Genomic DNA, 14,994 nt, shown 5'->3' on the forward strand with positions numbered 1-14,994 from the left:
TTGCTTGTGGATTCAGTCTATCCGAGTCGTGCGGTCGACCGCGTCAGATCGGAGGTTCAGAACACATCTGCGGGTCGAGATGCGCGGTTCCGACCTGCAGATGTGTTCTCGACCTGCAAACGGTCAGCCGGTGGGACGAAGAGCTCCCTCGGTGACCCCGTCAATCTTCGACGACCGGATCGGGTGGCCGGTCGTCGTCAGGCACCGCCCGGTCTTCAGGTCCCACTTCCAGTCGTGCATGCTGCAGGTGAGGATGCCGTCCTCGTCGACCTTCCCGGTCTTCGTGAGGTCGGCGCGCAGATGCGGGCAGCGCCGCTGCACGACCCAGTCGCCGACCTCGGCATCCTCCGTCTGGTCCGTCTGCTCCTGGTACCAGTTCTCGACGTACTCGATGCGGTCGACCGAGAGGCACTTGAGGAACGTGGTGAGGAACTCGTTGAACTTGCCGCTGCGTCCGACCTGGAACTGCATCGACAGGAAGATCGAGTTCGACCAGTCGATCTCTCGATCGCGGATGTTCGTCGAGACGAGATCGGCGGGGATCGTGTACCAGTAGATGCACTCCTCCCCCGCGTACTCGCGGACCTTGGCCCGCGGGAAGTCCACGACCATGTCGAGGTCGCCGATCTTGAAACGCACGCATCCGCCGACGCCGAGGCGGATCGTGCGGGACTTCTTCAGCAGCGGCTCCCACCAGGTCTTCAGAGTCTCGAGCATCTCGGCGGGCGGGATGATCTCCGCGCGGGAGGCCTCCTCGTCGCGGATCTCCTGTTGACGGCTGGCCCGCTGGGACTCGAGATAGTCCCACTTCTCGTCGAAGATGTGGGTGATCTCGGCATCCGTGTAGAGGGACTGCTCGGTGCTCACTGACGCGCCCTCGACCGTCACCACGGTTCCCGGGACGAACAGGTGCCCGTCGTACTGGGGCGCGAGCTCCTTCATGTGCGCGAGGAACTGCTTCTGGTCGGTGAAGATCGACTCGCCGTTCTTACCGATGCCGTTGAAGTCGAAGAGGTCGTCGCGCAGGAACATCGGCGGTCCCGCCATCGGGAAGACGTGGGCGGCGTCGACCTTCTCGATGTAGTACATCGCGCGCTTGTTCTGCGCGTCGCGCTTGAGCTTCGCGAAGTTCTGCTTTGCATCGAGCGGCAGGTCGTAGACCATCGGCCACCAGATCGCACCGGAGACCTGGGTGAAGTACGCGTCGGGCTTGCCGAAGCTCAGCAGCCTCTCGAGGTCGAGCGGGTGGGAGTCGTTCTGGTTCAGCACCGACGCGGTGCCGTCGTCGACACTCAGCGACGAGTCGCCGATGGGGCCGTCGCTCGGGGCACGCAGCGGTGTGATCATGATCTTGAGGTCGCCGCGTTCGATGATCTGTCCGGCCGGTGCGTACGTGATGTTCGTGTAGCCGAGGGCGCGGATGTCCTTCTCGAGGTCGTCGATCGGGTACTCCGGCAGCAGGACCTCGATGTCCTTGCGGATGTACCGCTCGAGAAGCTTCGGATCGAAGTGGTCGCGGTGCCGATGCGAGATGTAGAGGAAGTCCGCCTCGCGTCCGAAGTGCTCCCAGTCGAGCCCACGGTTGTCGGGGAACGGGAACCAGGATCCGTAGAACGAGGGTCCGAGGACAGGGTCGCAGATGATGTTCCCGCCCACCGTCTCGATGAACATCCCGGCATGGCCGAGTCCCGTGATCCGCATTGCATTCCTCTCGAAAGTGAACCGTCCGATTCTACCGACGGCTCACTGGGGGACTCCGGAGACGGGCCGTGAATACCCAGCCGAGCGCGGTTCCGGCGGACGATGCGCAGTCGTTACGCAACCCTGATCGGATCGTGACCGAACTCCCGGCATCCCGAGGGAGTCCGCTCACTACTCTGCGGCTATGAAGACGACACGCAGACTGCTCATCGCTCTTGTCCTGGCGTCGACCGCCGCGATCGGGCTCACCGGATGCGCCGCCATGGGATCCGGCGGAGGTGAATCCGCGAGCGTGGACGAAGCTCCCGCCGAGAACGCCCCGGCCGCGACGGACGGCGGTGATGTCGACACCGCCGTCGTCATCACCGGCCGGATATCCATCGTCGCTGCCGACCCGATCAAGGCCGCGACCGAAGCAACCTCGATCGTGACCGATGTCGGCGGACGGGTGAGCGGGCGGACGGAACGGGCGGCCGAAGACGGCGGGCAGGCGAGTGCAGAGCTCACGCTGCGCATCCCCGCCGACGCCATCGAAGCGGTCCGCGGCGCGCTGGCAGACCTGGGCGAGGTGAAGGAGACGGCACTGGATTCCACCGAGGTGGGTGCGACTCAGCGCGATCTCGCCGCGCGCATCACCACACTTCGGGCATCGATCGCGCGCTACACCGACTGGCTCGGCACCGCGACGAAGACGTCCGATCTGATCGAACTGGAGTCGGCGATCGCGGAACGTCAGACCGAGCTCGAGGGTCTGGAGGCGCAGTCCCGCGCGTTGGAGGATCAGGTCGCGATGTCGACCATCACGCTCAGCCTCGTGTCGGAGTACGTGCCCGTCGTGACGGCGCCGCAGAACTTCGGAGAGGCCCTGGCGGTCGGGTGGGCCGGGTTCGGTGCGTTCTGGGGCACGATGCTGATCGCGGTCGGCGTCGGTCTCCCCTGGCTCGTGCTCCTCGCCGCGGTCGTCGCCGGCGTGATCTGGCTCGTGGCGCGCAACCGTCGTCGTCAGGACGCGCGACCGCCCCTCGCGCAGGTCATGCCGGATCTCGCCTTGTTCGCGGCGCCCGAGCAGACTCCTCCTGCACCCCGTTAGTCGTCGAATAGCCCGCGGATGTCGTCCGCCGTCAGCGAGCGCGCGAACAGCTCCTCGTCGTCCATGACCGCGGTGAACAGGCGTGCCTTCCGCTGCTGAAGCTCGCGCACCTTCTCCTCGATCGTCCCCGCGGCGATCATCCGATAGACGAAGACCTGGTTCGTCTGGCCGATCCGGTGGGTGCGGTCGATCGCCTGGGCCTCGGCGGCAGGATTCCACCACGGATCGAGGAGGAACACGTAGTCGGCCTCCGTCAGCGTGAGCCCGAATCCGCCGGCCTTGAGACTGATCAGGAACACCACCTGGTCGCCTGATCGGAATCCATCGACGACGTCCTGGCGTCGACGGGTCGATCCGTCGAGATGGGCATACGGGATGCCGGCGGCATCCAGGCGAGCGGCAGCCAGGTCGAGGAACGAGGTGAACTGGCTGAAGACGAGCGCTCGGTGCCCTTCGGCCCGCAGCTCGCTGACCCGGTCGAGGAGGGTGTCGAGCTTGCCGGACCCGATGTCGGCGTCGTTCTCATCGACGAGGCCCGGCGCGAGGCTCAGCATGCGCAGCAGCGTGAGCGAGCGGAAGACGATGAAGCGGTTGCGGTCGAGATCGTCGATCAGTCCCAGCACCTTCTGCCGTTCCCTCTGCAACACGACGTCGTAGAGCGCACGATGCGCGGGACTCAGCTCGACCTCGAGCACCTGCTCCTGCTTCGGCGGGAGATCGGCGGCGACGAGCTCCTTCGTGCGGCGCAGCATGAGAGGGCGGATACGACGGCGGAGCTGAGCCAGTCGGCGCTGGCGGAACTCGCCGCCCTCCTCGTTCTCCGGGACCTTGCCCTTCTCGATCGGCTGGATGAACCGATCACGGAACTTCCGTGCGGAGGGGAACAGGCCGGGTGCGGCGAGCTTCAGCAGAGACCAGAGGTCGGACAGGCTGTTCTCCATCGGCGTTCCGGTGACCGCATAGGTCACGTCGGTGCGGAACGTCGAGATCGCGCGGTGCAGCTTCGTCTTCGGGTTCTTGACGAACTGGGCCTCGTCGAGGATGAGCCCAGCCCACTCGACCGTGCCGAACTCCTTCTCGTCGAGACGAGCCACCGTGTACGAGCTCACGACGACGTCGACGGATGCCGCGGCCTGCGCCAGAGAACCCCGGCGGGTTCCGCTCGTCGTGTCGACGATGGCCACGCGGAGGTCGGGCGTGAAACGGGCCGCCTCCGTCTTCCAGGTGCTGAGGACAGACGTGGGGGCGAGCACGAGGAACGGGCGCCGCTCCCCCGCGTCGCGTGTGTGCTGCACGAAGGTGAGGAGCTGCAGAGTCTTTCCGAGTCCCATGTCGTCGGCCAGGATTCCGCCCATCCGGTGCGCCCAGAGGAAGGCGAGCCAGTCGAAGCCGGACTTCTGGTACGGACGCAGTTCCGCACGAACCGATGCAGGCAGCGGTGTTTCCGGGACTCCGGTGGCCGCGCGCAGCCCCTCGGCGGTGGAGCGCCAGCTGACTGCGGGCAGTGCCTCGTCGGCGAGGTCCTCGAACTCCTCCCAGAGGTCGGTCTGATACCTGCTGATGCGCGGTCCGGTCTCCCATTCGTCGAGTTCGCCCGCCTCCTCGATGAGTTCGCGAAGACGATCGAGCGCGGGGTGGTTGACGGAGAAGTAGCCGCCGTCGGCGAGCAGCAGCTTCTTCTTACCGCGGCTGAGCGCTGTGAACAGCGGGCCGAACGGGATGTGCCTGCCGTCGATCGTCACGATGATGCCGAGATCGAACCAGTCCGAGTCGGTCGTCTCGACCGTGGTCACCTTCACTTCCGGCGTGCCGGTGAGCTCTCGGTACTCCTTGCGTGTGCCCGTGGTGACGATGGAGACTCCCGCGGCCTCGAACGCGGGCACGACCTGGGCGACGAAGGCTGCCGCATCGATGTCGTGGAAGGAGCCGGACGGCAGGAAACGGTTCGTGGTGTGCTCCTGCCACACGGACTCGAGCTCTGCCCGTCTCCTCGCTTCGGCCTCGGGATCGCGAACGGCGGCGGGACCGGCAGCGAAGGGCACCGTGCCGAATCCGCGATAAGACCAGGCGAACGAGTAGTTCACGACATCGCCGCGCTCGAAGGCGACGTTGAGGACGGGCTCCGGTGCCGGGATCTCGGGCAGGGAGACGTCGCCGATGGCTCGCACCGCGGAGCGTCGCGCGAGCAGCGGGTAGGCCTCCGCTACGAAGGCTTCTTCTTCGTCCGTGGGGATCACGAACGCCTGGGGCGCCTCGAGCAGCGCACGCACCTGTTCGCTGAGCGCGACTTCGGCGAGCGTGATGCGCATCCTGCTGCCGATCAACACGGCGGAGTACACGCCGGAACGCCCGATCGGATGCACCGCCGCAGCCGCGACGTCCTGGCCGTCGACGGTCGCATCTGCGGCGACCGTCAGCACTCCGTCCTCGCCGCGCGCGATCGTGGCCGACACCTCAGCCGAGCCCGCGAGATGCACGCTCGCGTTCTTCTGACTCGCCACGAGCGGTATGCCCAGAGCCGCTCCGGCACGCAGGTGGGACCAGAGCAGACCGGACTCGATCTGGTCGACCACGAGCCAGTCGCCGGCGTTGCCGGAGAGCAGAGAATCGCGCGAGATGCTGAGCAGATCTCCGAACCAGCGACTCTGCGCCCGTCCGAACTGCGACACGTCGCGTCGGACGACGTCCCACCCCGCTTGGCCCTGGATCCACGCGCCCGTCTGATGGCTGCGGATCAGCGGACGGATGGCGAGAAGGAGCTCACCCGTCGATTTCGCGAGGTCACGTGGCGTGGCCGGCCGCACCGCGCGGGGTGCCCAGTGATTGTCTCCCCGGGGCGCGCGGTGCCGCAGCTCGACCCCGAGTGCGAGCGGGCGCGTCTGAGCGGTCAGCGCCGGGGCGACCAAGGAACGCCAGGAGGGCGGCGCGAGCGGCGCGGGCGCAGGAGCAGGCGCGACGGACTGCGGGGTCCGCGCGCCGTCCTGCCGTGAGTACTCGTGCACGTTCGACGCGAGCAGCGCGGCGACGACGTGCTTGCACGCGGAACGCACCGGACAGGAGCAGCGTGTGGAACGGACGTGCCGCTTCCCGTTCGACGAGACGAAGCCGACCTCGACGAGATACTCGGCGTCGTTGCTGCCTCTCACGTGCCCTTCGAGTTCCTGCCGCTCCTCGTCCCAGTCGAGGTCGAGGACATTCCCCTCGCGGAAGTAGGCGAGGCCGCGCGCGTATCCACCGGCGTCCGTGATCTGCATCAGATCGCGGAGGTCGACGTGCGGAGCGGGCATGCCAGCATCCTTCCCGTGACATCCGACATGGGCTCAGCGATGCGGCTGAGCCGGTCAGGCGGCGCGGGCCACCCTGGCGAGGACGCCGTGCACGAAAGCTCCGGAATCGTCCGTGGAGAACTCCTTCGCGAGCTCGACCGCCTCGTCGATGGCGACCGCTGTCGGGATCTCATCGTTGTAGACGATCTCCCAGACGCCGATGCGCAGCAGCGCTCGGTCGACCGCCGGCATCCGCTCGAGCTTCCAGTCACGGCTGTGCGTGGCGATGTGCTCATCGATCTCGTCCCGCTGATCGATGATGCCGTCGACGATCTCGCGGGCGTACAGCCAGGAGGCCTCGCGTGCCGGCTCGCTTGCGGCGCGCTTGGCCTCGGCGGCCAGCGCCACGGCGACGTCATCGCCCCGCACGTCGGCGGAGAACAGGATGTCGAGAGCGCGCTTGCGCGCCTTCGTACGGGCGCTCACGCCTTACTTCTCGCGACCGAGGTAGTCACCCGTGCGGGTGTCGACCTTGATCTTCGTGCCGGTCTCGACGAACAGCGGGACCTGCATCTCGTATCCGGTCTCGACGGTCGCGGGCTTCGTGCCGGCAGACGAGCGGTCGCCCTGCAGGCCGGGCTCGGTGTAGGTCACCTCGAGGATGACGGATGCCGGGAGGTCGATGTACAGCGGGTTGCCGTTGTTGAGGGCGATCGTGACCAGCTGGTTCTCGAGGAGGAAGTTCTTCGCGTCGCCGACCGTCGCCGCACCCACCGTGATCTGGTCGTAGTCGGAGGTGTCCATGAACACGAAGCTGTCGCCGTCGGCGTACAGGTACGTGAAGTCGCGGCGGTCGACGTTCTCGATCTCGATCTTCGCGCCCGCGTTGTAAGTACGGTCGACGACCTTGCCCGAGACGACGTTCTTCAGCTTGGTCCGCACGAACGCGCCGCCCTTGCCGGGCTTGACGTGCTGGAACTCGATGACGTTCCAGAGCTGTCCGTCGATGCTGAGAACGACGCCGTTCTTGATGTCTGCGGTAGATGCCATGCGCTGAGAGTTCCGTTCCTGTGTCTGTGGGGGCCGGCCTCTCCCCCGCGATACAGGCAGGGCCGACAGTCGATTCTACGGGATGCGGGATGCGGGTCCGGATTCGGCTGCGATCCGGGTTCGTCGGCAGTCGCGTCCCGCCGTTCGAACGACGCGCGCGATCCACCGATATATAGCGCCACCCGGGATGCCTTTGTTCGAAACTATGTACTACACTCGACCCATGGACGAGAACAGCGACAGGGGCGACCATCCCCGCGGTGCGGGTGCCGTCGTCGCGCTGTTGCTGGACGATCTGTCGTGCACCGACAACGAGACGAATCGACAGGCGTCGTTGCGGTGCGAGCGCCTCGTCGGCGCGCTGGAGATGGCGCGTCGTCACCCCGAGGTCTACACGCCGGATGCCGATCCGGTGATGGCGGAGAGATCAGCAGTCCTCGACATCGCGCTGCGCCTCCGTCTCTCGGAGGATCAGGTGCGGGAACTCCAGTCGACAGCGGGCTGGGCGATGCGGCACCTCCCCGAGCTCTGGGCGCAGGCACGCGACGGCTTCGCGTCGATGACCGCCGTCCGCCAGGTCGTCACGCTCCTCCATGCCATCGTTCCACCCGCGGATGCTCCCCAGGAGATCCAGGATGCGGCTACGGCGGTCATCGCGAGAGTCGATGTGGCAGCGGCCGCCTGGGTGCTCACCTGCCCCTCTGCGGCGTTCCGACGCCGGGTCAAGAAGCTGATCGACGCCGTCAGCGGCGACCTCGCTGCCCGCCGCCACACGCGCGCGATGGCCGATCGCAAGGTCGTGCACGCGCCCGCCGGCGACGGAATGTCCTGGATCAGCGCGCTGGTCCCTACCCACGAGGCTGTGGCGATCTTCGGACGCCTCACCGCGACGGCCAAGAACCTGCAGAAGGACAAGCGCGAGGGCCGCACACGCGACCAGATACGTACCGACCTGTTCATCGGTTGGCTCAAGGGCACCGGAACGCCGACGGCCGTCAAGACGAAGATCTTCGTCACGGTGCCCGTGCAGCTGCTGGCTGGTCAGCCCGTCCCGATCGAGCAGGCATCGATCGTCGGCGGAGATACTCTCGACCCGCTCAGCGCCCGGCAGTTGTTCCTCGAGGCGAAGACCTTCCGGCGGCTCATCACCGATCCGGTGGACGGCGTGTTCATCGACATGGACCGCCGCACTTACCGTCCGACGAAGGCGCAACGCGACTGGATCACCGTCCGACACGGTACGTGTTCCCGGGACGGCTGTTCACGTCTGGCGGTCGACGCCGACATCGATCATGACCGTCCATGGGCGCGCGGTGGTGAGACGAACCTGGCGAACCTGCGGCCGCTCTGTCCCCGCGATCATGCGCATCGACATCGAACTCGAGCGGTGTTTCGCACCCGACCCGACCGAACGGTCGAAGTCACCACGCCGACCGGCTTCGTCAGCGACGCTCCCCCGCCGTTCTGATCCGTGCCTAACTCCGATCCGCGCGTAACCCTGATCCGCGCGCAACTCTGATCCGTGCCCAACCCTGATCCGTGCGCAACTCTGATCCGCGCGCAACCCTGATCCGTGGGCGGCACCGATACCTGCGCGGTTCCGATCGTGTCATCCGATCCGATCCGACCGGCCAGGGACGGGTCAGAGTTTCGCGATGAGCTCCCGCACCGCTTCCGCGTATCCGTCGACCCCGTGACCGACCACACGCACGGCGGCGACATCGTGCAGGTACGAATGGTGCCGGAACTCTTCGCGGGCGTAGACGTCCGAGATGTGCACCTCGGCGAAAGGCAGAGCGACCCCGGTCAGCGCGTCACGGAGCGCAACGGATGTATGGGTGAGCCCGCCGGGGTTGATGACGATGCCCGCACAGTCCGCCCGCGCGGCGTGGATCGCATCGATGAGAACACCCTCGTGGTTGCTCTGCACCGCACGCACTTCGTAGCCGAGGGCGTCCGCCGCTGCGGCGGTGAGCATCTCGACATCCTCGAGCGTCGCGGTGCCGTAGACATCAGGCTCACGCGTGCCGAGCAGGTTGAGATTGGGTCCGTTCACCAGGAGCAACCGGGAGTTCGTCGTCACGACGACACCTTATCCGCGTCCGTGAGATCCACGTCCGAGAGCGGGCGACTCATCTCCAGCTCCGGTCCGATCGAGGCGGAGAAGCGAGTGCCGGTCTCGACGAAGCCCGCCCGCCGATAGGCCGCCTGGGCCCGTGCATTCTCGGCGTGCACATCGAGAGTGAGCGACTCATCACCAAGGCTTCGCGCCCACTCCGCGGCTGCGCCGATCAGGGCATCGACGACACCGCGGCCTCGATGCTCCGGGCGGAGGAAGACGCCGACGACATCACCGCGTGGCGTGGACACGTCGCGTCCGTGATGATCCGTCTCACCCGCATTCCAACGGATCACCGTGACAGTGCCGATCCACTCGCCGTCGACCTCTGCGACGAACTGCGCCACGGCGTCACCGCTGGCCGCATTGGCCGCGCGATCCTGCCAGAACCCGTCGGGGTGAGCTGCCTCTTCCTCGTACGAGTGGAGGAATGCGATCGGCGCCAGCGGATCGCGAACAGCGTCGAGACGGAGATCCCGCACGCGCTCCCACTCGTCGGCGCGGACACGCCGCGCGGCGACGGTCATGCTCCGATCTCCTGGTACGCGGCGAACATCAGCGACTCGTCCGGCGCCTGCAGCACGGTGGGCTTCGCGATGTCGTCGAGCAGAATGAAGCGAAGCATCCCGCCCCGGCTCTTCTTGTCCCGCTGCATGGTGGCGAGCAACTGCGGCCACGCGCCCGCTCGGTAGCTGGTCGGAAGGCCCAGTGACTCGAGGATCGTTCGATGCCGTTCGGCAGCAGCATCCGACAGACGACCCGCCAGCCGCGACAACTCAGCGGCGTAGAGCATTCCGATCGATACGGCCGCACCGTGACGCCACTTGTACCGCTCTGCGTGTTCGATCGCGTGCCCGAGCGTGTGTCCGTAGTTGAGGATCTCGCGGAGCCCCGCCTCACGGAAGTCGTCGGAGACGACCTTCGCCTTCATGTCGATGGCAAGTTCCACGGCACGGCGGAACTCCTCGGTGGTCGTGTCCACGGCCCGTGCCGGGTCCGCCTCGACGATGTCGAGGATCTCCGGCGCCCAGATGAAGCCGGCCTTGACGACCTCGGCGAAGCCGGCAGTCGCCTCATTGGGACTCAGGCTGCCGAGCTCGTCGAGATCGCCGATGACAGCACTCGGTGCCCAGAAGGCGCCGACGAGGTTCTTGCCCTCGGCCGTGTTGATGCCCGTCTTGCCTCCGACCGACGCGTCGACCAGCCCGAGCACCGTCGTCGGGACCTGCACGACCTGGACACCGCGCAGCCAGGTCGCAGCGACGAAACCGGCGAGGTCGGTCACCGCTCCCCCGCCGTAGCCGACGACGGCATCCGTGCGGGTGAAGTCGGCCTGCCCCATGACCTGCCAGCAGAAAGCCGCGACCTCGATGCGCTTACCCTGCTCGGCATCGGGAACCTCAGCGAGCAGAACCTCGCGCGGGCCGTTCTCCGTGTCTGCCAGCAGTCGCTCGCGCAGCTCGGCGGCGCGCGCCGCGAGCGTCGGCGGGTGCACGACCAGGATCTTGCGCACCGTCGGTGCGAGTGCGGCTGACACTTCATCGAGGATGCCCCGTCCGATCGAGATGTCGTAGGCATCGTTCCCGTTGACGCTGATGGTCGTCGTGCTCATCGTTGTTCTCTCCTCCATGCCACGATCTCGTCGGCGATCTTCTGCATCGGTCGGCGCGACGTGTCGAACGTCTTGGCGGCGACCTCGTCGTACCAGGCCCGCCGCTCCTCGAAGATCCGCTTCCAGGTCTCCAGCGGGTCCTCGCCGGCGAGCAGAGGCCTGTTGCCACCGCGAAGACGGGCGGCCACCGAATCTGCGCTCACCGTGAGGAAGACCACCGGATGCTCGCGCAGCAGCTCCCGCGTTCCGGCATCGGTGACTGCGCCTCCGCCGAGCGAGATCACCCCGCCGTCAGCGAGAGCCGAAGCCACGGCCGCGCGCTCCAGCTCCCGAAAGTGCGGCTCACCGTGCTCAGCGAAGATCTCTGGTATCGCGCCGTGCTGCGCGACGATCCGCTTGTCGGTGTCGATGAACGGGACGTGCAGCCGTCGAGCCACGCGCCTGCCGACGCTGGTCTTGCCTGCGGCCATCGGGCCGACCAGGACCAGCGTGAGCGGATCAGCCTCGCTCGTCATGCGCGATGAGCGCCGCCTCGGACGCGGGTGTCGTACGCAGCTCCGCGGGAATGCTCGCGAGGTAGCCGTCGAGGTTGCGACGCGTCTCTCGGATGCTGTCGCCACCGAACTTCTCGAGGACCGCGTTCGCGAGCTCCACGGCCACCATCGCCTCGGCGACGACGCCCGCAGCAGGCACCGCACAAACGTCGGAGCGCTGATGATGCGCGGTGGCGTCTTCTCCGGTCGCGACGTCGATCGTGCGAAGCGAGTGCGGCACGGTGGCGATCGGCTTCATGCCGGCGCGAACCCGGAGCACCGTGCCCGTGGACATGCCGCCTTCGGTGCCTCCCGCGCGATCCGATCCGCGCGTGATGCCATCCGTGGTGCCGAAGAGCTCGTCGTGAGCGGCAGAACCGCGGCGACGCGTGGTCTCGAAGCCGTCGCCGACCTCAACGCCCTTGATGGCCTGGATGCTCATGAGCGCCTGCGCGAGACGCGCGTCCAGGCGGCGGTCCCAGTGCACATGAGAACCCAGTCCCGGGGGCAGACCGTAGGCGAGCACCTCGACGATGCCGCCGAGCGTGTCGCCGTCCTTCTTGGCATCGTCGACTTCGGCCACCATCAGCGCGGAGGTCGTGGCGTCGAAGCACCGCAGCGGATCGGCATCGAGAGCATCGACGTCATCCGGAGTCGGCAGGGCCGCGCCCTCGGGCACCCGCACGGGACCGATGGAGAGCGTGTGACTGACGAGGCGGATGCCGAGCTCGCCGAGGAACGAGCGGGCGATCGCGCCGAGCGCGACACGGGCCGCCGTCTCGCGCGCGCTCGCGCGCTCGAGGATCGGGCGGGCCTCGTCGAAGTCGTACTTCTGCATCCCGACGAGGTCGGCGTGGCCAGGGCGCGGACGTGTGAGCGGCGCACTGCGGCCACGGGACTTATCGGTGAGCTCGACCGGCTCGGGGTTCATGACCTCGATCCACTTCGGCCACTCCGTGTTGCCGATGCGCAACGCGACGGGGCTTCCCAGCGACTTGCCGTGACGGACGCCGCCCGAGATCGTGAGCTCGTCCTGTTCGAACTTCATCCGCGAGCCGCGGCCATAGCCCAGCTTGCGACGGGCGAGGTCGGCCTGGATGGCCTCGGAGGACACCGGGACGCCGGAGGGCAGACCCTCCATGACGGCGATGAGTTCTGGGCCGTGCGATTCGCCGGCCGTGAGCACGCGGAGCATTGCTCCAGTCTCCCATGCGTTGGGAGGTGCACCGTGCCGCGTGTCGCCGAAGGGCGCGGATCAGGCTCGTCCGTCAGAGCGCTGCGCGCATGGCCGCGACCACCGCTGCCTCGTCGGGGAGCTCGATCGTCGGGTCGCCGTGGTGGAAGATCCTGATCTGACGCACGGCCTGATGCAGCAGCATCCCGAGCCCGGAGATCGCCGGAGCCTCACCCCAGACGCTCGCGAGCGCCGATGGCCAGGGGGCGTAGGCCGCGTCGAACAGCGCGCCCCCCGCCGCAGCCAGCGGCTCGGAGAGTTCCGCGGGCAGCACGGTGCCGCTGGGCAGCGTCGCGATCGTCAACTGCACCGGCTCCACCGCATCCTGGAGAGCGCGCGCGGTGACAGTCACGCCGAGCCGGTCACCCAGGTCGACGAGAGCTGCCGCTCGCTCCGGACGACGCGCCCGGACATCCACGACGGTCGCGCCGATGTCGGCCACCGCGACGAGAGCTGAGGCCGCCGTCGCGCCGGCGCCCAGAATCCGCACGCTCTCGACGTTCTCGACGCCGGCTTCCGCCAGCGCATCGATGATGCCGCCGACGTCCGTGTTGTATCCGGCCAGGTGATCACCGAGCAGCAGGGTGTTCACGGCGCCGGTGAGCTCGGCGTGCGCATCATGCGAGCCGGCGGCGCGGAACGCCGCGTCCTTCAACGGCATCGTCAGCGAGAGACCGCGCCACGTGCCGTCGAGTTCGCCGAGCGCACCGAGGAATTCCTCCTCCGCTACCCGCTGCCGACCGTACTCCCAGTCGAGACCGAGAACGGCGTAGGCCGCCGCATGCAGCGCCGGAGACTTCGAGTGGGCGATCGGGTCGCCCCACACCGCCAGTAGGGACGCAGTCACGCTCTCAGCAGCCGCCGTCGGGATTGGCGCGGCACCAATCGCGCCACTTCTCAACACCCTGCTCATGCTCGGCGAGAGTCTCCGAGAACTGGGTCTCTCCGGTGGAGAGGTTGATCGTGACGAAGTAGAGCCAAGGCCCGTCCGTGGGGTGCATGGCAGCGTCGATAGCCGCATAACTCGGGCTCGCGATCGGCGTGATGGGGAGCCCCGTGTGGAAGTAAGTGTTCCACGCATTGTCGCTCTCGAGCGCTTCCGCGGAACTCGACACCACTCCCTCGTGCAGTGACCCATATCCATACTGTGCTGTCGAGTCCATCTGCAGCTTCATATCGATGTCCAGACGATTCTGGATCACCCGGGAAACCTTGGAGAAGTCGTCGGTCCTACCCTCACGCTGGATGATCGACGCGATCGTCAGCACGCGCTGTGCGTCGGCATCCGGCACCCCGGCTTCCGTGAGCGCCTCGCGTGTGCGGTCGACCATTCTCTGGATGACCTGGGGCGCTGTCACCTCGGGATCGAAGGTATACACCGCGGGAAAGAGCCAGCCCTCGAGACTCTCGGCGTTGACGCCGTACGCCGTCGGGTCCGCCACCGCACTTTCGAAGTCCGCCAGCGGGAGGCCGATGGTCTCGGCGATCGAGGGCAGTGACGACTCGATCGTCCCGCCCTCGGACACCGAGACCGTATTCTCGAGCCGGTTGTCCTCGTTCTGGAGCGCAGCGAGGGCGGCCTCTGCCGTCATCTTCTTCTGCAGCTGGTAAACACCCGGGTAGAACACGGCATCGGGGCTCTCCGCGACGAGGTAGTCGTAGAAAACGTCCTCGGTCTTGGTGACGCCCGCTTCGAAAAGCGCCACCGACACGGGCTGCCCGGTGTCACCGGAGCGGATCGTGACCGTGGCTTCGCCCGTGGCTTCACCCGGTTCCCAGTCCTTCGATTCACCCCAGCCCATGACCTCGTTGATCTTGTCGCCGTAGGTGTTCATCGCCCACACGCCGGCGGCGGCAATGCCGCCGAAGACCACGAGCACGATGATGAGGGCGATCAAGCAGCCCTTGCGACGCTTCTTCTTGGGACGACGACCGTCGACGTGATCGTCGTGTGGTGCGAAGAGGTCGTCGAGACCGCCGCCGAGTGGCGGTGCGGGGTCTGGAGTCACCGGCTCCGCCGACACGGATGCCGCGGGCGAGGCTGACACAGGCACGGCCGCCGTCGGAACCGGCTGGTCGGAAGACGCGTCGACAGGACCCCCCAGCTCGGGAGCGGGATCGGTCGGCTGAGGGACCTCGTCCGAGCTGAAGAGCGCATGCACGTCGTTCGCGACGTCCGGAGTCTCAGCAGGAGTACCCGAGGGCTCGGCGGGCGTCGGCTGCGCGCCGGTCGACCCTGCCGCCTCGCGGGCCGCACGACGGGAACCAGGCGCAGGAGCGCTGTTGTCCACAGTCGGGATCTGGCGCGTGGGGTCGGGAAGGTTCTCGAACAGGTCGCCCAGGCGGGCGTCCGGATCGTGCTGAGGGGCACTATCGCGTTGGGACATGT

General features: G+C 67.3%; 13 protein-coding genes. 2 read left to right on the forward strand and 11 right to left on the reverse strand.

What is annotated here, in order from left to right; all coding sequences use genetic code 11:
- Positions 1-123: 123 nt before the first annotated feature.
- Positions 124-1,701: a Rieske 2Fe-2S domain-containing protein gene (locus V5D55_RS16080; protein WP_435744884.1), complete on the reverse strand. Its 1,578-nt coding sequence runs from the start codon at positions 1,699-1,701 to the stop codon at positions 124-126.
- A 184-nt stretch (positions 1,702-1,885) separates the two neighbouring features.
- On the opposite strand from V5D55_RS16080, the gene V5D55_RS16085 reads away from it, so the two are divergent.
- Positions 1,886-2,791, forward strand: a complete 906-nt coding sequence (locus V5D55_RS16085; RefSeq protein ID WP_435744886.1) for a DUF4349 domain-containing protein — start codon at positions 1,886-1,888, stop codon at positions 2,789-2,791.
- On the opposite strand, the gene V5D55_RS16090 is transcribed toward V5D55_RS16085, so the two are convergent.
- The 3 genes from V5D55_RS16090 to efp are packed head-to-tail and all read right to left on the reverse strand — an operon-like array spanning position 2,788 to position 7,107.
- Positions 2,788-6,078 (reverse strand): SNF2-related protein, encoded by a 3,291-nt coding sequence (locus V5D55_RS16090; RefSeq protein WP_435744888.1) that lies wholly within the window; start codon positions 6,076-6,078, stop codon positions 2,788-2,790. The genes V5D55_RS16085 and V5D55_RS16090 overlap by 4 nt on opposite strands.
- A 54-nt stretch (positions 6,079-6,132) precedes the next feature.
- Entirely contained in the window at positions 6,133-6,543 is a 411-nt protein-coding gene (nusB, locus tag V5D55_RS16095) for a transcription antitermination factor NusB (protein WP_307373984.1), read from the reverse strand.
- A gap of 3 nt (positions 6,544-6,546) precedes the next feature.
- Positions 6,547-7,107: an elongation factor P gene (gene efp / locus V5D55_RS16100; protein ID WP_435744890.1), complete on the reverse strand. Its 561-nt coding sequence runs from the start codon at positions 7,105-7,107 to the stop codon at positions 6,547-6,549.
- 223 nt (positions 7,108-7,330) lie between these two features.
- Between efp and V5D55_RS16105 the strand changes: the two genes are divergently transcribed.
- Entirely contained in the window at positions 7,331-8,575 is a 1,245-nt protein-coding gene (locus tag V5D55_RS16105; protein WP_435744893.1) for a DUF222 domain-containing protein, read from the forward strand.
- Between the two features lie 174 nt (positions 8,576-8,749).
- Here the strand turns inward: V5D55_RS16105 and aroQ are convergent, their stop codons facing one another.
- The 7 genes from aroQ to mltG all read right to left on the reverse strand — a co-directional run bounded on the left by aroQ (position 8,750) and on the right by mltG (position 14,992).
- A complete protein-coding gene (gene aroQ / locus V5D55_RS16110) occupies positions 8,750-9,190 on the reverse strand; it encodes a type II 3-dehydroquinate dehydratase (RefSeq protein WP_435744895.1) in 441 nt (146 codons plus the stop codon).
- A complete protein-coding gene (locus V5D55_RS16115) occupies positions 9,187-9,753 on the reverse strand; it encodes an N-acetyltransferase family protein (protein ID WP_435744897.1) in 567 nt (188 codons plus the stop codon). The genes aroQ and V5D55_RS16115 overlap by 4 nt, the downstream gene beginning before the upstream one ends.
- Entirely contained in the window at positions 9,750-10,838 is a 1,089-nt protein-coding gene (gene aroB / locus V5D55_RS16120) for a 3-dehydroquinate synthase (RefSeq protein ID WP_435744900.1), read from the reverse strand. The genes V5D55_RS16115 and aroB overlap by 4 nt, the downstream gene beginning before the upstream one ends.
- Positions 10,835-11,353 carry a shikimate kinase gene (locus V5D55_RS16125; protein WP_435744902.1) on the reverse strand — a complete coding sequence of 173 codons (519 nt, stop codon included), beginning with the start codon at positions 11,351-11,353 and terminating at the stop codon, positions 10,835-10,837. The genes aroB and V5D55_RS16125 overlap by 4 nt, the downstream gene beginning before the upstream one ends.
- The gene (gene aroC, locus V5D55_RS16130) at positions 11,337-12,566 is read right to left on the reverse strand and encodes a chorismate synthase (RefSeq protein WP_435744905.1); all 1,230 of its coding nucleotides are present in this window, start codon (positions 12,564-12,566) and stop codon (positions 11,337-11,339) included. Before aroC ends, V5D55_RS16125 begins: the two co-directional genes overlap by 17 nt.
- Before the next feature lie 73 nt (positions 12,567-12,639).
- A complete protein-coding gene (locus V5D55_RS16135) occupies positions 12,640-13,452 on the reverse strand; it encodes a shikimate dehydrogenase family protein (protein WP_435744907.1) in 813 nt (270 codons plus the stop codon).
- Positions 13,453-13,456: 4 nt separating this feature from the next.
- Positions 13,457-14,992: an endolytic transglycosylase MltG gene (gene mltG, locus V5D55_RS16140; RefSeq protein ID WP_435744909.1), complete on the reverse strand. Its 1,536-nt coding sequence runs from the start codon at positions 14,990-14,992 to the stop codon at positions 13,457-13,459.
- Positions 14,993-14,994: the final 2 nt, after the last annotated feature.

It is taken from the genome of Microbacterium sp. PMB16 (genome assembly GCF_051294855.1).
Classification (GTDB): Bacteria; Actinomycetota; Actinomycetes; order Actinomycetales; family Microbacteriaceae; genus Microbacterium.